Here is a 20937-nt window from a genome sequence, read left to right as displayed (position 1 = left end):
TTCGTATCAGGAATTGATCAGTTCCGGCGCAAGCCCAAGCTCCGCCAATTGTGCCGTTATCTCGTTACGGTAGATAGGATTCATCAACACGACAACATCGGGCGGATCTTCCGTCAGCGCCTGTGGCGAAATGATCTGCTGGCCGGTTCCGGCCAGGTGCTTACCCTGTTTGTGTGGGTTGATGTCGACCACACGGGTGATCGTGTCACGGTCCCCCAGCATGTTGAGGAAACCAACCGCTTTGGCACCTGCCCCCCAGGCCACAGCCCGGCGACCTTCGGCATGCCATTGCGCCAGCCGGTCGCGCCAATCGGACATCTTGGCATTCTGTGTTTCGCCAAATGCAGCGACATCCGCCGCCAGCTGCCCGAGATTGCCGGTGTTGCTGCCCGGGTTGCCGGTATCCGTTCCCGCAGCCCGTGCTTCGATTGTCAGAAACTGCTTTTCAAAGGTCTCTTCCACGCGCAGCACGTCAAAGCCGCAGACCGCAAAGGACCGGGTCAAGGATTCGACACTAAAATAGGAACAATGCTCATAAATCACGTCCCAAACCGAACCCTGCCGAATGATCAGATCGGTGTCCGGCACTTCGAAATAGATCACTGTACGATCCGGATCGGTGATCGATCGCCGGATCATCCGCAGGAAATCATTCGGGGCCGGGATGTGCTCATAGACAAAACGCGAGGCCAGCAGGTCGGCCTGCAGGCGGGCGTGTTCTTCGCCATAATAGTCATTCGACCAGGTGATACGGTCAGCGGCCGAGGTGTTGACCCGCTCACCCTCGTAGGATGGGTCAAAGCCGTACCCGGTATTACCCCCGGCCTCGCAGAGCATGGCCAGAAAATCGCCTTTGCCACAGCCGATATCGACCACGGTGCGCTGATGCAGCCCATAGGTGTCCACCAGACGGTCGACCAGTTTCTGCGAATAGTTTTGAAAGGTCGGCGAAAAATGCAGCGAGTTGTCGTATTGCTGATCGTATTCGATCCGGTCCGGATCGAAGGACACATTCCAGATAAATCCGCAATCGGGGCAGAAGGCCAGATCGATATCCCCCCGGCGGCAGGCGCGGGCGCTGTCAGCATCCGGCCATAGCACGCCGATCAGCACCGGCTGATCGGACAGTGAAAAGAAAAGCCTGGCATGGTTCCCGCCGCAAACCGGACAGGCAGGCACAGAAGGTGTGGCGGTCATTGCGTTGGCTCCATTTCCGGGGCGGTATCAGTTGTCAGGATTTCAGGGGACAGTTGCATGCTGGCGATCTGCGCGGCGATTTCGTCACGATAGATACTGTTCATCACGATCACGATGTCCGGGCGCTTTTCGGTCAGAATCTCGGGTGCCACGATGGGGGCGGCGCAGCCGGGCATGTAGTGCCCCTGCCGTGCCGGGTTGATATCGACGACGCACGAGACGATCCCCGGATCACCGATGGTGGTCAGAAAACCCACCGCCTTCGAACCGGACCCCCAAAGCGCCACGCGCTGTCCTGCGTCATGCCAGGCGGCAAAACGCTGCCGCCATCCGTCGATGCGCGACCGCGCGGTATCGCGGAACTCTGCAACCAGTTTTGTGGTCTCAGCCAAATCGTCGGCCAGTTCAGGCAGCGGTGACGGGCGATCCGATACTGCTGCTTCGATGATCAGGTATTGCTCACCATAAACCCGGCGCAGGTCGAGCACATCAAACCCCGCCAGCCGGAAGGCCCGCGCCAGAGATCCGGCGGTGAAATAGCTGGCATGCTCGTAATAGATGTCCCAGAACGCACCTTCGATCAGGATACGCCGCAGGTCCGGCACCTCGAAACCAAAGCGCAGGCGGCTACCATCCCCGGCGGCCTGCCGCATCAGAGCCAGAAAACCGGCGACATCGCCAATATGTTCCAGCGTGTGCCGGCAGATCAGAAAATCCGCGTCTACCGGTACGTGGGATTTGGTGAAGTTCTCAGCGTGAAAGGTCAGCCCGCCCGGTTCCGAACTGCGGCCCGGTACATAGGCCGGGTCATAGCCGGTACCGCTACAGCTGCCTTGGACGCAGATCAGGCGCAGGAAATCACCCTTGCCGCATCCAACCTCGATCAGATGCCCGCCGCCAAGGCCGAATCGCTCGATCCAGCCCTGCGCCAGATCCGAGACAAACGCATTGAATGTGGGCGAGCCGCCCTGTGCGTCTTCATACCCAGTGCCGTAATCGACCCGCGCCAGATCAAACCGGGCGTTGAAAGCCAACCCGCATTCGGGGCACCAGCACAGCGCCATGTCACCGGTCGGAAACCCGAGCGCAGTGACACGGTCCGGCAACAGCAACGTGCTCTGCACCGGAATGTCGGTCAGATCATAGAGAGGCCGTATATTCCCGGACTGGCCGCAGGACGGACAGGCTGTGCCCGGCGCTTCACCGCTCGTGGTGATATCTGCAGGTGTCACGGATCACCCCGCAGCAGCGCGGCGTTCCGTCCAGAATAGCTCGGCATCAAGCGCGCCGCTCTCCATATGGTCCTGAAGTGTTTTCAGGCGAGTGAAACGCGAGCCCTCGAAATCCGCCAGCTCCAGCCCGTTGTTCACATAGGCCTTGTGCAGTTCCTCAATACCCATCGGGACCGTCCATTGCGGGTCATAGCCCGGCAGCCCGGTTTCGATCTTCGAGAAGTCCACCCGGTAGCAGCGCTTGTCGGGTCCGCCGCCCGGTTCATAAGCAATGCGGCTGCCCGGAACCAGTTGCTCGACATGCTCTGCAACGTCGCGCACCTGGTAGTTTTCGCTGGAGCGTCCAACATTCCAAGCGGTGTTGTGGATCAGGTCGCGCGGGGCCTCCAGCGTGGCAAGGAAGGCACGGCTGATATCCTCGATATGAACCAATGGTCGCCAGGGTGTACCGTCGCTTTTGATCAGAACCTCGCCTTGCAGGAATGCGTAACCGACCAGGCTGTTGACCATCAGGTCCGCGCGCAGTTTGGGTGAGGCACCATAAGCGGTGGCATTGCGCAGGAAGACCGGCGAGAAACTGTCATCCGCCAGATCGGACAGGATCGCCTCGCTGCGGACCTTGGACTCACCATAGGGCGTAACCGGATTGAATTCGGCGCTTTCGTCCAGCACATCCTCGGGACTGGCAGCCCCGTAAATCGAGCAGGACGACGAGAATGCGAACCGTTCCACCCCAGCCGCCTTTGCCGCGCGGCCAAGGGTCAGCGTTGCATCCGCGTTGATGTCATAGGTGCATTGCGGATTGAGATTTCCCATCGGATCGTTCGACAAACCGGCAAGATGGATCACCGCGTCGAAACCTTCCATGTCGGCAGGCCCCACATCACGGATATCCTTGCGGATTACGGCGTCCGCTTCGGGCATCCCGGACATGTCGCAATGTTCGAAATAGTAACTGTCGAGCCCGGCCACATGATGCCCGCGCTCCTGCAGAAAAGGGATCAGAACCCCGCCAATATACCCGTTATGCCCGGTAACCAGAATGCGCAACTTGCCAACCTCCTAAATCAGCCTCTGGCCCAAACGACAACGCGTACCCGGCACCGTCGAACTCAGCGACCTTCAACAAAAACACTCACCCCGGCAAAGGTTATCGCTATGCAATTTTCCGGGTTTCCGTCATGTAACTGAAAGCGACAGCAAGGGTGAAATTCAATCAAAATCGTACAATCTGAATACAAAGGCGCAACCAGAATTCAAGCATTATGTGATAACTCTTCCAATTAATGTCTCCGCATTGCCGCACGCTTCAGATCAATACGTTGTCCACAAAAAGGAAGCCGTCGCTGACCCGTGACAGAAATAGACTTTATTCAGAACGCTAATCCGCTCACCCGCGCTATCGCCAATAAGTTCAGATATCCCCGAGTGCAACTTTAGTCATTAGTTGATCAGGCGCCACGCTGACCATTTAGGTTTGATCGATTCTGGAAACAAAACCCCATGAAAAGATTTTATCGTTGATGATTTCGGTGGTGCTGTGACCGTGACTATAATAGCCACTGTTGAAAATATCGAAGGCAAGGAAGTCCGCGTCCAGTATCGCTTGCAGCGTAAACTTACTTAAACAGATATCTGTTCAAATATATTGCGTATGGCAAATTGAGCTATGATTTGTACGTGATAAATTGGAAACTGCCCGTATTGCAACTTGCACATTCCTCAACTGAGATGCTCTACTTTGATGGCGGGTCGGCAACCAAGAACATGATCAATAAGTGTACTGGGGCGCTATATGGGAGCTCCACAACGCTTGCCGAAATCTAGGAGAGCATTGATAACGAATACGAGGACAGTCATCTGAAAGCGTATTCACAATGGCTAATGATCAAAGAACTCCCCCGCACGTAGCTGTCGTTATACCCTGCTACAATGCAGGACCTTGGATTTCGAGGACCATAGAGAGCGTATTGTCACAAGCCCATCGGCCTATAACTGTGGTTGCGGTTGATGATGGCTCGAGTGACGACACGCTTGAGTGCCTGCGTGAATTTGGTGGGGTCATCCATATTGAAAGCGGGTCTAACCATGGTGCGTGCCATGCCCGGAACAAAGGTTTTGCAATAGCCACTGAAGCTGGCGCGAGTCATGTGATATTTCTTGATGCCGACGACTATTTTGAAGGTGAATTGGTTGCTGGAATGGCCGATGTCGCAGCGCGTACCGATGCCGATTTGGTGCTTGGTAATATGCATCTAGAGTATCCGGGACTTGAAGGGCAGCTACCTCGAAGGGAGCAACGCTTTCTTTATTCGGGCCAAATTCCTCCCGAGGATTTTTTAATGGGTTGGATGACCGGCAACTATATCAACCCATCAGCGCTTTTATGGAAAGCGGAAATAGTTCGGACCATTGGCGGCTGGGACGAAAGCCTTTGGCGCGCGCAGGATTTGGATTTCGCGCTGCGCGCCATGTTCGAACTGCCACGTATTGAAAAGAGCGAAACCGGTGCGGCTATCTATTCACAGCTGAATGAGAAATCTATTTCCCGGCAACTTTCGGAACGCGTACAGCGAAGCCGATTCCAAGCATCTACCCGCCTTCTTCAACGCGTAGTTTCACCAAGTATGGAGCGTTTCGCAGATGTTACCCCTTATTTTCTCAGAGAGCTCTATCTTATTCGGGTCGAGTGCTTGCGTGACGGACATGTCGGGCTTGCTTCTGAAATTGATACTGTGCTCAAGTCACATGGCTGGCGTGGGCATGTTGGCACACCCGCACACCGCATAGCGGCGATGCTTCTTGGTCTCGAACGTAAGGTTGCCATCGCGAACATATTGCGTCGCGTCGGTAGATCTAGGCAACGCCAGCTCTGACTACAAACAAGCCGGGGCCGACAGCGCTGGCGAGAAGACCTTGTGGGATAATCGGCACACCCGTAGAACACATTCAACCTTTGGGAGTATGACATCCTACAGTTTGACGGCGAAGTTTGTACACCCCCCCATTTTCAGCCGGCAGATTTTCGGGTCCCAGAACTGCCCTGAAGAACCGAAGCGTAAACGGAACTGTCAGCAATTCTTCAATAATGGTTTTCTCAATGCACACCCACCCCCTCCTTTCTATCATCGTCGTCAGCTACAACACACGCGACGTCACGCTTGATTGCCTGCGTTCAGTCTACGCTGAAACGCAAAAGACCGAATTTGAATTGATTGTTGTCGACAACAACTCGCCGGATGGTTCGGCCGAGGCGATCGGCACCGAGTTTCCCGATGTCTTCCTGATGGCCCGAAAAGATAATCTGGGATTTGCCCGCGCTAATAATCTGGCAGCAAAGGAAGCACGCGGCGGGTATTTGTTACTCCTCAATCCGGATACGGTCGTGTTGAACGGCGCAATCGATCGGTTGATGGCCTTTGCACAGGCGACACCCGAGGCTCGTATCTGGGGGGGGCGAACGCTGTTTGGGGATCATTCGCTCAACCCTACCTCTTGTTGGCGAGAGATGTCGCTTTGGAGCCAGTTTTGCTGGGCCACGGGGCTCTTACGAATGGCGCCCGACAGCCCCATCTTCAATTCCGAAGCCTATGGCGGCTGGAAGCGCGACAGCGTACGGCAGGTGGATATAGTCACCGGATGTTTCCTGCTAATCGCACGCCGGGACTGGGAGATATTGGGAGGGTTTGACAGGGCATTTTTTATGTACGCAGAAGAGGCCGACCTTTGCCTACGTGCACGCCGTGATCTTGGCGCATACCCGATGGTTACTCCCGAGGCAGAAATCGTTCACTATGGCGGACTTTCAGATACCGTTCGCGCTGCCAAGATGGAACGGTTGATCCGTGCCAAAATTACACTTGCGGAAAAACACTGGGGCGCAATACGGGTATGGGCTTGCCGCCAGATCTTTCGACTGCTGGTCCTTATACGTCTGGCCGCGTATAACCTGACGGCATGGTTAAAAAGAACAGACGACGCGCGTGACAATGCTAACACGTGGCAGCAGATTTGGTGGAATCGTAAAGTTTGGTTGCATGGTTACAGCGATGATTGACTAATAATTTTGCTCCCGTAGTGGGTACAACGACATAGCGTTGATGTGATCGTCAGTTGGAAGTAAGAACCTCATTTCTAAGTATCGCCAAAGGCGGGAACTGAATACGAAATGGGAAACGTCGTTTCACTTTAGGGGCTTTATCATGTGGAGAGGTTGCCCTGCTCACGCTGCGGCCTGCGTTTGCGAACAGCGCATACAACTTCTGAAAACAAGATAAATGCTGGGATACTGGCTAGTCCTACCACGACATATACAGTTAGAGTGGCCACCAGCCCGCAACCCAAAAACAGCGTCACTGCGGCACTGATACTACCCATTACTACGGCTAGTACGAGAATCCCCATAGTGGCACTACCTAGCTCCGAAGTCAGCATTCACTTTAAAGTAGAGCAAACTTGGAGAACGTCTATTAAAAAATAGTTACGTTGATGTGTTGAGCGGAATTGTGATCAGGGGTGAGATGCAAGACTGATGCCCTGACCCAAAAGGGTCGCGTCATTGGCGACCTTTAATAAGGCGAACTGTCCCTGAACTCAGGCCGTCTGGCGGCGTCGGCGCAGAAGGGTCAACCCTCCCAATGCCCCCAGCAACATCAATCCCGCCGCAGGAATTGGAACCGGTGATGCTGTAACCAAATTCTGACGGTGGCGGTAGTTCGTATTTTCCAGGAAGCTCAGGTCCCATTTTTTGTCGCCGGTATAAGCACTTGCCTCTGCCAGATACTGGTTTACCAGATCCGTCACACCTGAATTGCCCCACGCGGTGAAAGAGCCTGTACCGACACTGTTGTCGGTATCATAAATAGTATTCCAAAGCGCAACCTGAAATGCGCCCGATGTCTTCGTATTTTCAGTCGCAAGTCCGGGCGTGTATACGGCATCAAACAGGGATTGGATGCGGTTTATTGCGCCGCTTGAAGTCAAGTTGAGATTGCTAAACGGAGTATTGGTCACGATGTAGTAATTGCGCCGCCCTAAGGGGGCATGTGACGTCAGATCCAAACAAAATGCGAGAAATTTCCCAAACACGTTATTTGGTGCACGTGTTCTGTCTTTCAGGGCAAACGCGCCTGCAGCAACGCTACGGTAACTGGCGACTCCATCCGCTTGAACCCCCAAATATTCATAGGAACCCGCAGCCGGCCCTTTCATTTTAACCGTAAGAGCAGATGCCGCCCCACTTAAAGCCAGTGTGACAATAGCCGCAGCCGCTATAAGTTTTCTCAGTTTCATCTCAAACGTCTCACAGCACCATTAAAATTGTTACCGGCAAGAAATTGCCATACAGTCATGCAAAAGTATTGACTCTTAATATACCTTTTTTTTCAGTGTGTTGGAAGGATCTTGATGATTCCGACAAATTTTTGACAAAATGTCGTTTGTTTAGGCATAGATATGCACCCAAATTCACCCCTTAAGGGGCATGTAATTTGCTGGAAACAACCGAAAGGGAAGCTTTTCTACCTTTGACAATCGCCCCTGAGGCCCTGCGATTCTTCTCTCTTCAGATTACAACTTTGCCGGGCGGGCTGTTCCAGATTTGGGCGCAACCAATCGCCTCCATACAACAACTATGTGCCAAACGATCCCCTACATTGGGACAAAACGCGGCAGTCGGCGCATGCTCTGGCCAATTAATGCCTCCGCCTGAAGCCACATGAAGATATTGGGTGTTCACACATAACCCAGCGGGTGATTTTCAACGCCACGCGCAATGCGTGCAAGTGATATGATCCCGTTTTGTTTTAATTAGCCTTCTTTAAGCCACTTACCTCCCACTCGGAGGTATTTAGATTCGTGCGTATGATAGTCATACTTGTGAAAAAAGCTCTATTGAAGCAAGTGGACATACCAGTCTGGTTGCGGTTTGATAAACTTAGGACATTTGAACGAGGCGTTTAGATAGTGATTTTAGTGTCTTTGAGCCCAGTGGCGCATTCATCCAATGGCGTTTTGTGTATGAGCCCCCATTTCTTCCATACAGAAGTTAACCCGTAACTCCCTTTGAGCCGCATGCGGAAAGCAAGCTGGTCATTGCCGGAAGTACATGCAAGGAATGTTTGGCAGGCGATATGAAAGATACAGAAATGAATAAACCCGGGCCTGCCACGGTATCGCCTCGCAAAGTGCTGATTGCCGTCGAAAATCTTCCTGTTCCTCTGGATCGACGTGTCTGGCTTGAAGCGACAACTTTGGTAGCCCACGGCTATCAGGTCAGTATCATCTGCCCAACGGGTCGCGGCTGGGACAAGGAGTACGAAGAACTTGAAGGCGTTCACATCTACCGATACCCAGAGCCGCCCGAAGCACACACAGGGGCCGTCGCATATGCACGTGAATGGGGTGGTGCACTATGGCATATGTTTCGCTTGGCCAAAAAGGTCTGGAATGAACGAGGGTTTGACGTAATCCAAGGATGCAACCCCCCAGATCTGATTTTTCTTTTGGCATGGCGATATCGGCGGCACGGAGTCCGATATTTATTCGACCACCACGATGTGTGCCCGGAACTGTTTGAAGCCAAATTCAACAAGAAAGGCCCCCTATACCAAGCAATGTTGTTCCTTGAACGTCAGACTTTCCGCGCAGCGGACGTATCTGTCGCAACCAACGAGAGTTTCCGGGAAATTGCGATAACACGAGGAGGCATGAAACCCGAAGATGTGTTTGTGGTGCGCTCGGCCCCAAAGATCGAGAAATTTCAACCCGGACCTGGCGATCCCGAGATTAGCACCAAGGCCAAGACACTGATGGGTTATGTCGGAGTGATCGGGCAGCAGGAAGGTATGGATCTCTTAGTTGCCGCCGCTGATTACTTGATCCGCAAAATGCACTATCAAGACGTTCACTTCATGATTGTCGGTTTCGGCCCGCATCTGCCCGAGGTACAGCGGGATGTGGCCAGCCGAGGGCTGGATGCGTATTTCACGTTTACCGGCGCGCTATATGGCGATGATTTGCTGCGGGTACTCAACAGCATCGATATCGGCGTTAGCCCAGACCCAAAGAACGCGATGAACGACATCTCGACCATGAACAAGGTCATGGAATATATGACGCTCGAAAAACCGCTGGTCCAGTTCGATCTGAAAGAAGGGCGCGCCTCGGCCGGTGAGATGTCACGCTATGCTAAAGCCAACGACCCTATAGATTTTGCCGCCCAGATCGCCTGGTTGATAAATCATCCAGATGAGGGTCAGGAGATGGGTAGTAAGGGCCGGGCCAGAGTTCTAAACGCGCTTAGCTGGGAGCATTCCGTGCCGCAGTTGTTGGCGGCTTATGATCGGGTTTTTCAATTGGCCGAGGTCCCTTCTGTAGCGTGACTGAAGCTTTTCCGCTGTCTCTATAGCGGCACAAAACGCGGCAGTCGGCTCATGCTTTGGCCCATAAATTCAATCAACCGGGCATCTGCATCGGCTTCGCTCTCGTTCGGCGCGATCGGCGTGGCGTAGCGGACCAGTGCACCGTCAGTGCGGCCCATTGTGATGCTGTCCATGACAACCCCCATCTTGGCCTGAAAGTCATTGGTCTGACGCTTGCCACGCTGCTCGAACCAGTAATAGACCAGTTGCTGATGCAACCCTTTCTGAATGACCGCGCGGTTCACTGCGAAGGTGCCATATTCGTCCACGCCCGGTGTCACCTCATAGGTCTCTAGGCTGAAAATTTCCCAACCGCCAACAGGCAGGCACACTTCGGGGGAATGAATACCCGAACCTTCGGTTTGCTTATCATAGAAAGCGACGAACATGTTGATATAGCTGGACTCGCCAGGGCGGGCATAGGTGGCGTTGAGATAGTCGGTGGCGCCCAACACATGCTCTACTTCGGAATCCAACTGTGCAGTTGACCCGGACCATTCGCCAAGCTGGCGTGGAAACAGAGAGAACGGGTCGCGCTCGATCGGCTGGGCGTCAGGTTCCGGCTGCAGGGCCCAGGCAGCCGATACAGCCAGTGTCAGCAGGGCTGCCGAGGCCAGGGCAGGGGAGGGGCGGATCGCCAGAATCTGCACAGCAATCCGGCCAAACCCGTGTGTATCAAGATCAATCGCCTCGGAGAGCGGTTTCGGGTCCGGTCCCAGCCGCTGCAGCGCGACGGCGATTGCGAACAGGATTGCGATACAGATCAAAAAGACGACCCAACCCTCGAAGAAGTGCAGAAACCCTTCGGCGGCTTCGATGCCGTAGCTGTCCACAAGAATGCCGATAATTCCGATCCGCACTGAGTTCATCAAGATGGTCAGGGGTACGGCAGTCAGCAGCAGCACCAGTTTGTGCCAGATCGGCCCGCGATAGAGCAGGGCGAAGAGGTAGGAAAAGCTGAGGATCGGGAACAGATAGCGCAACCCGGAACAGGCTTCGGCCACCTGTAACTTATAAACGCCCAGATCGATCACGTTGCCTTCAAGAAAGACAGTTACACCCGCCAGATCGACCAGCCAGACACCGATCGCCGAGGATACCCACTGCAGAAAGATCGTCAGCTTCCAATACAGGAACTGCGGCAAGGGCAGCATGAACACCAGATGGACCACCGGCAGCTGATGATGCCACCCGCGTTTCCAACCAAAGATGGTCAGAACCACGCCACCTACCCAGATGATCATCGCGTAAGTGACAATGTCAGGGATGCGGGTCAGGTTCCCGAAGACGGCCAGCACCAGTGCCAGAAGGACAACGATGATACCAGGCCAGCGGTCGGTCACATGCGGATCGGGCGGCGGCATCCGACGCATCTCGCGCAGGAAAAGATATAACGAGATGACCGGGATCAGAGGGCCATGACTGTATTCCGGTGTCGTCCAGGCTTGCCCCAGCGACACAAGACCAATCCAAAAGATCGGAACAGATCCGGCCAAAAGCAGTAAGAACCATGCCAGACCCGCCGGGTTTATGGAGGGAAGGTCGCGAAAAACCGCGCGGAACTCATGTACATCAGCCATAAAATCTTGCCGTTTTCTAACTATAAAAAGACACTGGGAAACGCTTCGGACTTTTAGAAGCGTATCATAAAGTTGAGTTGACAGGAATCCAGTAATGCCGGGCGATCAACGGGTCGTGAAGCTTCGCGAAAGTGTAACAAATACCTCGTTGGAATCTGCGCGTGGGTTGCTTTCGGATTCGTAATTTATGTATTCGTAGCCGACTGAGAAATCCCAATCGGCGGTCAGATCGCGTACATAGGCGGTGCGAAATGCCCCGACTTTGTTATCTTCCGCGCTACCGTCTCCAATCGAAGATACGCTGGCATACTCAAGATTGAAGGTCATGGATGACAGCGGATTGATCGTGACGTCATAGCCCAAGAAAGCGCGGGTGCGGCGAGTTTCTTCGCTACGGTCATTGGTGAGAAAACTACGATTGAATCCAACTGTAAGCTTGGTACGTGGTCGTTCGTGAACATATAGTAAGTTACCGATTGGATTGGTCTCACCCAATGGTCCGCGGGTAAGCCCCAAGCCCGCCTCAAGCTCGCCCAGCGGCAATTCAAGGGCGCGCTCGAACAGAATTGTGTTGCGGCGCCCGTTTATGGTCAAACCTGACCCCAATTCGACTCCGGCGTTGCCATTGGGCAGTTCACGAACCAATCCTAGGTTTCCGATCACTCCACGCTCTCGAGTATTCAACCCAAACTCCTGAGTTTCATCGATGTCAGCGTAACCGATTGTAGCTTCAAGCAAGGTCACCGGATTTACATCGTAAGATAGTGAGAAGTCCGTAAACTTGCTAGTTCGATCCGTGCCTTCCGCATCCTCCGCTTCATAGTCTTCCCGAGCAAAGGCCAAGCGACCTTCCAGAACAGGTGAGAAGGTAAACCGCCCGAATACCTCATTAAATATTGTCTCGCGGTCAAACAGGTCAGGATCGGAAGTATCTTCGTAATCTACCCGGGAATAATTTGAGGACAGGCCAACGCCCAAGGGGTCATTCACACCAGTTTCAAACCCAAATCCCGCACGGGACGCTTTACGGGTCCCGTCGTCCAGAATGAGTTCATCATCAGGGCCATCAAAATCTTCATTGATACGGCGCAACGGATCTTCAAAATTCAAGTCAATCTCACTGTAGCTCAGATTAAGATCGAGAAGGCTATTTGCCCCGGTACGGCCATAATTGAACAGAGCAGATGGTGAGTCGAACTCGAACTCGCTGGACTGTAGAGGCACATCAGAAAATCGAAAAATACCACTTAGCCCCAGCGACAGCTGGTCCAGGGGGGTTTCCTTCAACAGGTCGTAGGTTACGGTATTGTCCCACAACGTGGTGGTGCCCAGAGACGGTTCGTCCAGCCCGAAATTATCATTCACTCGCAGCGACGAGGAAATACCGAAGCTTTGATTGAAACCGGTGGCCGCGGCTTCCTGTGGCGTTGCGGGCCGCGGTGCTGCATTAATTGTACAAGCCGCTGCAAAGCAACCGATTACCCTGCTATTCACCCTCATTTCAATCTTCCACCTGCTCTGCCTGTATATTCATTAACGCTGTTGCGCATGGAAATCATGCAAGAAGCGGCTGAGCCATTCCCCGGTCTTCTCAGACGTAACGTCAAAGCCACAATGGCTATCAGGCCTTCCCATTGTTCACGAGGTTTGGCAACGCTGGCTTTTGCCGGGTGGAGGTCTGGAGCATTATCAGGCTGTTTGGCCGTTTTATCGGAAAGTGGCTTTATTTTAAGTGATCTCAATTCGAATTTTGAATAAACCTGAGACTATCGAATGTTGATTTTAAAAAGACGCTTTACGGGTTGTTAACGGTTCGTGAAGCCGAGAGGAACTGATCACGCAGTGGGTATGGATAAACATTTGCAATCTTTTTACTACGACAGTCAAAACCAGTTTGACCCAATTTGCCCCGGTGTTTTTTGGTTGCGTGCAAGGCGAAGGGTGGTTTCATGCAAATAGAAAACACACACCTTCTAGGTGTTCACATCCTTAGCCCGAAGCGCTTTGGCGATGAGCGAGGCTTTTTCAGCGAAAGCTGAAACCGCAATGTGCTGTCGAAACATGGGATCAATCTGGATTTTGTGCAGGACAATCATTCGTTTTCTGTAGCCGTGGGCACGATCCGCGGCCTCCATTTCCAAGCACCACCCCATGCGCAGGACAAGCTGGTGCGCTGCGGACGGGGGCGGTTTTTTGATGTGGCGGTAGATATCCGCAAGGGGTCGCCCACCTATGGGCAATGGGTTGCAGTTGAGCTCTCATCTGAAAACGGTCGCCAGATTCTGGTACCCAAAGGGTTCCTGCATGGCTTTGTCACGCGCGGGCCTGACACGGATATTTGCTACAAATGCACCGACTACTATGCGCCCGATTGCGATGGCGCGGTACGCTGGGATAGTTGTGGCATCGACTGGGGGTTGACAGGCGATCCTGTCTGAAAAAGACGCCACCGCCCCGGCGCTGGCCGATTTCGACAGCCCTTTTGTATGGGAGGGTGCGGTGTGAAAATCCTTGTGACCGGCGGGGCCGGGTTCATCGGATCGGCCGTGGTCCGGCAGGCCATTGCCGCAGGGCATCAGGTGATCAATCTGGATGCGCTGACTTATGCCGCCTGTCTCGACAATGTGGCGAGCGTGGGCAATTCGCCCAATTATGCCTTTGTAGAGGCTGATGTTCGTGACCGCGCGGCAATGGATCAGATCTTTGCTGACCATAGTCCGGACGCCGTGATGCATCTGGCCGCAGAGTCCCATGTGGATCGTTCGATCGACGGGCCGGGAACTTTTATCGAGACCAACATCACCGGCACCTACACCCTGCTTGAGGCCGCGCGCGCATTGGCAGGCGCAAGGCCAGCCCGAAGGGTTCCGCTTTCACCATATCTCGACCGATGAGGTCTTTGGCTCGCTGGGCGAAACCGGCATGTTCACCGAAGACACGCCCTATTCCGTGTCAAAAGCGGCCAGCGACCATCTGGTCCGCGCCTAGCACGAGACCTACGGGCTGCCGGTCGTGCTGTCGAATTGCTCGGACAATTACGGACCGTTGCACTTCACTGAAAAGCTAATCCCGGTGGTGATCCTGAACGCTTTGGCGGGCCAGCCGATCCCGGCATACGGCAAGGGCGTGAATGTGCGCGACTGGCTTTATGTCGAGGATCACGCCGACGCGCTGCTGACCGTGCTGCAAAAAGGCAGGGTGGGGCGGTCTTACAATATCGGCGGTGAGAATGAGGCCCGCAATATCGATCTGGTTCGCATGATCTGCACGATCCTGGATGCAAAGCGCCCACAAAACAGACCCTATTCCGAGAAAATTACCTTTGTCACCGACCGCCCCGGCCATGATCTGCGTTATGCGATCGACCCAACCCGCATCCGCTCAGAACTGGGCTGGCGCCCCTCGGTTACGTTGGAGGAAGGGTTGGAAAAGACGGTGCAATGGTAGCTGGATAACGAAAGCGGGTGGCGCGCCCTGCAGGATCGGCAGGGCGTGGGTGAGCGGTTGGGGGTAAGTGAGTGATCCTTGTTTTAGGTCAGACCGGTCAGGTCGCGCAGGAACTGGCGGCATACCCGGATGTTGTCTGTCTGGATCGGGTTGAGGCGGATTTGTCGAAGCCTGAGACCTGTGCCATAACCATTCATGCACGCAAACCGCAGGCGGTGATCGGGGCAGGGTGGTATCATGCGATCCTGCGCACCTCGTGGGTGGTCTCGGCGCTTGGTACGAATTTCGTCAAGACCATGCTGCGCTTGGGGAAAGAGCGGGACCGGCTGACGATTGTGGCGGATCAGATCGGTGACCCTACACCTGCGCGCGCCATCGCGGCTGCCTGGATGGAGATTGCCGGGCAGCTTGTCGATGACCCCGGGTAAATCAGGGACCTATCATTTCTCGGGCACCCCGGATGTCAGTTGGCCGGTTCCGCGCGCGAAATCTTTGCGCAGTCGGCTATCGATTGCGAGGTAGTGGATATTCCAAGCACGGACTATCCGACTCCGGCAAGGCGACCGCTGAATTCCCGGTTGGATTGTTCCACGTTAGAGACTGTTTTCGGCATTACCCGCCCGGATTGGCGGCTGGGGCTGACGGATATTCTGAAGGAATTGGGAGAAATTTGATGACACAGCGCAAGGGGATCATTCTGGCACGCGCCTTTACCCGATCACCATAGGACTGTCGAAGCAATTGCTGCCGATCTATGACAAGCCGCTGATCTATTATCCGATCAACGTGCTGATGCTGGCCGGTATCCGAGAGATTTGCATCATTACCACCCCGCAGGATCAGGAGCAGTTTCAGCGCACACTGGGGGACGGGTCGCAATGGGGCGTGACGTTCAGCTATCAGGTGCAGCCCAGCCCCGAGGGTCTGGCGCAGGCCTATATTCTGGCCGAGGAATTCCTGGCGGGTGCGCCATCGGCGATGATTTTGGGGGACAACATCTTTTTCGGTCATGGCCTGCCAAAGCTGATGGCTGCCGCAGACGCCAAAGCGGTGGGGGGAACGGTGTTCGGCTATCACGTGGCCGATCCCGAACGTTATGGCGTGGTGGCGTTCGACGACGCGGGTCGGGCGCGTGAGATCATTGAAAAATCAAAGGTGCCGCCTTCGAAATATGCGGTCACGGGGCTCTATTTTCTGGATGCCTCGACGTCTGAACGGGCGCGGGCGGTCAAGCCGTCCCCGCGTGGCGAGCTGGAGAGCACCGATCTGCTGCAATCCCATCTGGAAGAGGGTGCGTTGCAGGTGGAAACCATGGTGCGGGGCTATGCCTGGCTGGACACTGGCACCCATGCCTCGCTGCTGGATACGGGCAATTTTGTACGCACCCTGGAAGAACGACAAGGGCTGCAGACCGATTGCCCCGAAGAGGTTGCTTTCCAGCAGGGCTGGATCAGCCGCGATGAACTGGCGGCTCAGGCCGAGCGGTTTTCGAAGAACGGGTATGGGGCCTACCTGGCTGGGTTGTTGAAGTATTAGCGCAGAAGAATGCCCCTGCGCTCATTTTGTATATCCAAATTCTACTCGAACAGGCGCCGTTGCGGGACGACGACGACGTCCCCCGGAACCAGAACAGTGCTACCACCAACGCTTGGTTTTTTCCCGGTGCGAAAATAGTCATAGTAGAGGACCTGTTCGCGTCGGCGCAATTCTATGCGTTTGCCGGCTGCGAATCTGGTTAGCCCTCCCGCCTGCGCCAGGGCCTGTAGTAGCGTCGTACCCGGCTTTGCCTCAAGCAATCCGGGAGCGTTGACCTCGCCCATGACATAGATTTCGTCGGTATCGGGATCGACCTCTGGTCCCAGAAGTTCGGGCAGTGCGGTCGCCGCCACAGCAACATAGACGTTAGGCTCGGCCGCAAATTGTGGCGAAAGCCCCGAGGTCAGCACATCGCGGATCGAGCCCACTGACCGACCGCCCGCCTGAATCGTCCCAACAAATGGAAAGCTGAAAGTCCCGTCGGGCAGAACCAGCACTCTTCGGTTGAGGCTGGGGTCCTCCAGAACTTCAACCTGCAGCGTGTCGCCGGGCGCGACCCGGTATCCGCTCTGCGCCTGAACAACGGTCGCGTAAAGGATCAGGCCGAGAAGACCGATTAGTGTTCTTAGCATCTTTTAAGCCCTCGAAAATTTGAATTTCTTGTTGAGCCTAGCGTGGAAGGTGAGTCCATGTAAGCCACCTGAGAAGTGATGGAATAGTGCTGTGGTGAAATTGTGCCGCAATCAGAATCAGTTACCGTTTTCGACTGGTGTGGGTAGATCAGTGATTGCATCTTGTACTTTTTGCGCCAGACCCGCGGGCATCTCCAGTTCGGCAACCTTTTCCAATGTGGCGCGTGCCTCTGTGTTGCGGTCAAGCGCGGCATAGGTGACACCCAGATGATACAGCACCAAGGGTTCCTTGGGCAGCTGTTGTGCCGCAAATTCGAGGTGTTTCAATGCCGCGTCATAATCCCCTCTGCGATAGGCAATCCAACCATAGGTATCGCTGAATTGGGGTACCGGGCTGTCACGCAGGCGGCGTGCAATACGATAGGCCTGATCAAGGCTTTCTGCATCGTCCCGGCCCGTAACCAATAGGCTGGCGAGGTTATTGGCGACGATTACCGAGTTGCTATCGACCTTGTATAGAGCCTCATAAACGCCAATCGCGCCTTCAATATCGCCTTGTGCCTCAAGTGCGCCGGCCTGCAGCCATTTCAGATTCGCACTATCCGGCAAAGCGGAAAGTGCGCGGCCCAGGACCTCGTTTGCCTGTGTCGGGTCGGTTCTGGCAAGCAAGGCATAAAGCGCCATCCAGGTTCGCTCGCTCTGCGGACGTTCCTCAAGAAGTGTGCGATAGGTTGCGACGGCCTGATCCGGTTCTCCCATACCGGCAAGGATCGAGGCTTGAAGGAAGCGCAGCAGAAAATCGGTTGGCGAAACCTCCAACGCCTGCTCGAGATATGTCAGCGCGGCGTTCAGGTCGCCATTGCGTACGTGGGCGCGCACAGTTCCGATTTCAGCCACATAGCCCGCATTGTTGTTCCCGGCCGCCAAATCTTCGAGATAGGCCAACAGAGCATTTTCCTGGCCCTGAGCGGCAATCAGATTGGCGGTGAGAATTCGGGCCTGCGGTTGAGCGGTGGTGCCCAGAGCCTGCAGCCTGTCGATGGTGGCTTGTGCCTGCCTCCAATTTCGCTGATGAATCTGAGCTTGTCCGAGGCGCACCAGCAGTTGAACATGGTTCGGCTGTCGATCAAGCGCCTCAATCAGCACGCTTGCGGCGTGATCGTATTGGCCTTCGCCTTCCAGAAACTCCGCATAGCGCAATGCTTCTGTCGGCGCACGTCCTGATGCCTCTACGGCCAGCGACAGCATATCAGCCATCAGGTCTCGGTTTCCGTCACGTTCATGCGCACGGGCCAGCGAGGTCATCAACCCGGGATCCCGGGGGTTGTCACGGAGCGTTCCGCGCAACAGGACAATAGCCTCTCCCGTGCGGTCTTCTTCGATCAGCCAGGCAGCCTTGATCTTTGCCGCGCCCGCATGGCCGGAATCTCCGGTCAACACGTCTTCGACATAGGCGCGGGCATCCATCTGGTTGCCAGTTTCAATCAGCATATGCGCCAGTACCACTTTGGCATCGTTCAGATCTGCGGATGGCTCCGAACTGCTGACAACAGTCTGCAGTTCGGAAATGGCACCATCACGATCACCGGTCTGAAACAGCTGACCAGCGCGAAGCGCCTGATAAAGTGGCCGACGGGCCAGATCTTCGGCAAGCATTTTGTCGACTTCGGAAATCGTTGCCTCAGGACCCCGGGTCGCAGCTATAAAGCGCAGCAAAGCCATCCGGTTTTGGGGATCTTCCTCGGCGGGGCCGATGCGCTGACGTAAAAATGCTTCTGTGGCATCCAGATCGTTGCGCGACATGTACCAATCAATCAAGGTGGCCTGAATTGTTTCGTCTTCAGGGAATCGCTGCACCATTTCCTCAAGCGCAGTGCCGATATCGTCATCTCTGTCGAGTTTGCCCAAAACGCCAAGTCGCAGGTTATAAAACCCTCGCGTTTCCGGCGAGACAGAGATGGCCGCATCCAGCGCTTCAAGAGCTGCGGGCCAGTTTTCCTGTCGGACAAATTCATTCACAACGACAAAATGCGGAATCACCAGTCCGGGCGCTTCGATTGTCAGAGCAGCCCCCCGTTCCGCCGCCGTCTGTATAGCTCGCTCATCACCTGCGGCGATGGCATCGCGATAGGCAATACTTGTTAGAACAGCGCGTACAATCGGATCCAGTGGTGCCTGTTCAGCAGCTACTTTGATGTGGCGTTCGACCTCTGCCCAATCTCCGGTCAAAGTGGCCATCTGTGCCAGTGCGCGGCGCCCTTCCAGGTTGTCGGGGTACTGTTCAACCAACCGCAGATACTGGCTATAAGCCTCCTGGGCGTCACCGGCTTCACGGCGCATTTTCGCATAGGCAAGCCGCGCCTCCTTGTGCTTACCGTTCAACTTGAATACGTTGCGAAATTCGACCGTAGCCCGAGCGACGTCACCATTTTCCAGATGCTCAAGAGCGGCCTGATAGTGCTTTTCTGCCCGTTCTTCTGCGGAATCGCATGCAGCCAGAAGAAAAAGGGCGGCCCCCAAGGAAACGCCCCTGACAATCTGTTTTATCATCGTTGCTTTCCAAACATCCTGCAAAAGATGATGTGGTTTCTTTGCACTCTGTTCAAGAAAGTTCTGTGGCTCTCAATACCCCGTACACCGCAAAACAACCGATGTCGTGCGCATCAGGATGGACAAATCTTTTCCTGCAGACAATTCAGCCAGATAGCGGGTGTCATAATCCGCGCGAGCCGCGAAACTGGTCATGTTGCGGTCGGACACCTGCCATGGGCCGGTAATACCAGGGCGCAGCTTGAAATAGGCCTGGCCCGGATACAACGCCTGCTGTTCCGTCATCATTGGACGCGGCCCGACAATGGACATATCTCCCCGCAAAACGTTCCAAAGCTGAGGCAGTTCATCCAGTGACGTGCGGCGCAACAGTTTACCAATACGCGTGATGCGCGGATCATCTTTAAGCTTTTGGTCGCGCGCCCACTCGGTGTGGGCCTTTGGATTTTCAGCAAGATAAGCCGCCAGCCGCTTGTCGGCATTCAGCACCATGGTGCGAATTTTGAACATGCGGAAAGTCTTGCCGTTCCGTCCAACCCGTTCCTGGATAAAAAACGGGTTTCCTCCGTCGCGCATAACCAGAAAGGCCATGATCGCAATCAGGAATAATGAGATCGGTGCGGATAGAACAACAAATAGAATGTCGGCTACCCGTTTCCCCCCCAATGAATAAAAGGTCTTTTGCTGAGATTGGATTTGAAGTGGAACCACTCCATCAGCCGCACTCACCCCCTTAACGTAACTCGTCATAATCAATCGTACTCCGGCATTAACATCACCGCACAAATTGCAGCCTGCCCACTCTCACCTCAAAGGCCACACAACTTTGGCCTCAAACACTGCCGCCCAAGTTATAGGGCTTTCTAGTTAAACTATGCCAGATTTTTATCCGATTCCTACCACATTTCAAAGACAAATCCGAAAAGGCGACAAGCAAGAGCCCAAGCAATGCGTTTTTAGCTTGGACCCCCACGCTTTGCTCCCTAACGAAATCACACCCGAATTGGATTAGGTTGCGGCCCCATTGGCGCTGACGTCAGACAAGCGACAACCTTTTAAAGAGGCCATACTGAAATCAGCTCGAAATTGATTTGAAGGTAGCAAGCATCGATGTACGAGTTTGCGTCAATCAAAATCCAATGTTTGCGCCACATCCCCGACGGGCTCATAGCGTATAGCCCCACACCCTTTTGTGCTCAAAATTTTACAATTTTGATCGCTACATTTTGTACGTTCCCAAATCGCTTTCATACCCGATAAGTATCGCTTATCATGTATTATTGATTTTGCCTTGAAATCGGCGCAGACTGGGCCCCATGAAGCCCCCTGCCCCACATCTCCC

14 protein-coding genes and 3 pseudogenes are annotated in these 20937 nt (G+C 54.5%); 7 read left to right on the top strand and 10 right to left on the bottom strand.

Annotated features, from left to right (window positions below; all coding sequences use genetic code 11):
- Positions 1-6: 6 nt before the first annotated feature.
- Genes ACR0ER_RS23650 through ACR0ER_RS23640 form a run of 3 tightly spaced genes read right to left on the bottom strand, consistent with a single transcriptional unit; the run spans position 7 to position 3479 of the window.
- Positions 7-1197: a class I SAM-dependent methyltransferase gene (locus ACR0ER_RS23650; protein WP_480770994.1), complete on the bottom strand. Its 1191-nt coding sequence runs from the start codon at positions 1195-1197 to the stop codon at positions 7-9.
- A complete protein-coding gene (locus ACR0ER_RS23645; RefSeq protein WP_480770993.1) occupies positions 1194-2429 on the bottom strand; it encodes a class I SAM-dependent methyltransferase in 1236 nt (411 codons plus the stop codon). Before ACR0ER_RS23645 ends, ACR0ER_RS23650 begins: the two co-directional genes overlap by 4 nt.
- Before the next feature lie 3 nt (positions 2430-2432).
- A complete protein-coding gene (locus ACR0ER_RS23640; protein ID WP_480770992.1) occupies positions 2433-3479 on the bottom strand; it encodes an NAD-dependent epimerase/dehydratase family protein in 1047 nt (348 codons plus the stop codon).
- A gap of 827 nt (positions 3480-4306) precedes the next feature.
- Here ACR0ER_RS23640 and ACR0ER_RS23635 point away from each other — a divergent pair.
- Together ACR0ER_RS23635 and ACR0ER_RS23630 are read left to right on the top strand one after the other, a co-directional pair.
- Positions 4307-5305: a glycosyltransferase gene (locus ACR0ER_RS23635; protein WP_480770991.1), complete on the top strand. Its 999-nt coding sequence runs from the start codon at positions 4307-4309 to the stop codon at positions 5303-5305.
- Positions 5306-5529: 224 nt separating this feature from the next.
- The gene (locus ACR0ER_RS23630; RefSeq protein ID WP_480770990.1) at positions 5530-6486 is read left to right on the top strand and encodes a glycosyltransferase family 2 protein; all 957 of its coding nucleotides are present in this window, start codon (positions 5530-5532) and stop codon (positions 6484-6486) included.
- Between the two features lie 536 nt (positions 6487-7022).
- On the opposite strand, the gene ACR0ER_RS23625 is transcribed toward ACR0ER_RS23630, so the two are convergent.
- Positions 7023-7721, bottom strand: a complete 699-nt coding sequence (locus ACR0ER_RS23625) for a VPLPA-CTERM sorting domain-containing protein (RefSeq protein ID WP_480770989.1) — start codon at positions 7719-7721, stop codon at positions 7023-7025.
- Positions 7722-8575: 854 nt separating this feature from the next.
- Between ACR0ER_RS23625 and ACR0ER_RS23620 the strand changes: the two genes are divergently transcribed.
- Positions 8576-9811: a glycosyltransferase family 4 protein gene (locus ACR0ER_RS23620; RefSeq protein WP_480770988.1), complete on the top strand. Its 1236-nt coding sequence runs from the start codon at positions 8576-8578 to the stop codon at positions 9809-9811.
- A gap of 20 nt (positions 9812-9831) precedes the next feature.
- On the opposite strand, the gene xrtD is transcribed toward ACR0ER_RS23620, so the two are convergent.
- Both xrtD and ACR0ER_RS23610 read right to left on the bottom strand, forming a co-directional pair.
- The gene (gene xrtD / locus ACR0ER_RS23615; RefSeq protein WP_480770987.1) at positions 9832-11430 is read right to left on the bottom strand and encodes a VPLPA-CTERM-specific exosortase XrtD; all 1599 of its coding nucleotides are present in this window, start codon (positions 11428-11430) and stop codon (positions 9832-9834) included.
- Positions 11431-11535: 105 nt separating this feature from the next.
- Entirely contained in the window at positions 11536-12930 is a 1395-nt protein-coding gene (locus ACR0ER_RS23610; RefSeq protein ID WP_480770986.1) for a hypothetical protein, read from the bottom strand.
- A 551-nt stretch (positions 12931-13481) separates the two neighbouring features.
- Here ACR0ER_RS23610 and rfbC point away from each other — a divergent pair.
- From rfbC to rfbA, 4 genes and pseudogenes are all read left to right on the top strand, one after another.
- Positions 13482-13935, top strand: a pseudogene (gene rfbC / locus ACR0ER_RS23605) (dTDP-4-dehydrorhamnose 3,5-epimerase).
- Positions 13932-14952 (top strand): annotated as a pseudogene (gene rfbB / locus ACR0ER_RS23600) (dTDP-glucose 4,6-dehydratase). Before rfbC ends, rfbB begins: the two co-directional pseudogenes overlap by 4 nt.
- A pseudogene (locus ACR0ER_RS23595) lies at positions 14949-15551 on the top strand (SDR family oxidoreductase). The pseudogenes rfbB and ACR0ER_RS23595 overlap by 4 nt, the downstream one beginning before the upstream one ends.
- Before the next feature lie 67 nt (positions 15552-15618).
- Positions 15619-16413, top strand: a complete 795-nt coding sequence (rfbA, locus tag ACR0ER_RS23590; protein WP_480770985.1) for a glucose-1-phosphate thymidylyltransferase RfbA — start codon at positions 15619-15621, stop codon at positions 16411-16413.
- A gap of 41 nt (positions 16414-16454) precedes the next feature.
- Here rfbA and ACR0ER_RS23585 read toward each other — a convergent pair whose 3' ends face one another.
- From ACR0ER_RS23585 to ACR0ER_RS23570, 4 genes are all read right to left on the bottom strand, one after another.
- Positions 16455-17045: a polysaccharide biosynthesis/export family protein gene (locus tag ACR0ER_RS23585; RefSeq protein WP_480770984.1), complete on the bottom strand. Its 591-nt coding sequence runs from the start codon at positions 17043-17045 to the stop codon at positions 16455-16457.
- Between the two features lie 117 nt (positions 17046-17162).
- Positions 17163-19595 carry a tetratricopeptide repeat protein gene (locus tag ACR0ER_RS23580; protein ID WP_480770983.1) on the bottom strand — a complete coding sequence of 811 codons (2433 nt, stop codon included), beginning with the start codon at positions 19593-19595 and terminating at the stop codon, positions 17163-17165.
- Between the two features lie 72 nt (positions 19596-19667).
- Positions 19668-20345 (bottom strand): sugar transferase, encoded by a 678-nt coding sequence (locus ACR0ER_RS23575; protein WP_480771002.1) that lies wholly within the window; start codon positions 20343-20345, stop codon positions 19668-19670.
- A gap of 375 nt (positions 20346-20720) precedes the next feature.
- Positions 20721-20937: hypothetical protein (locus ACR0ER_RS23570; protein ID WP_480770982.1), on the bottom strand; the 217-nt coding region annotated here is incomplete at its 5' end.

Source organism: Ruegeria sp. CH8, from assembly GCF_056536985.1.
This window is presented reverse-complemented; position numbering and strand designations above follow the sequence as displayed.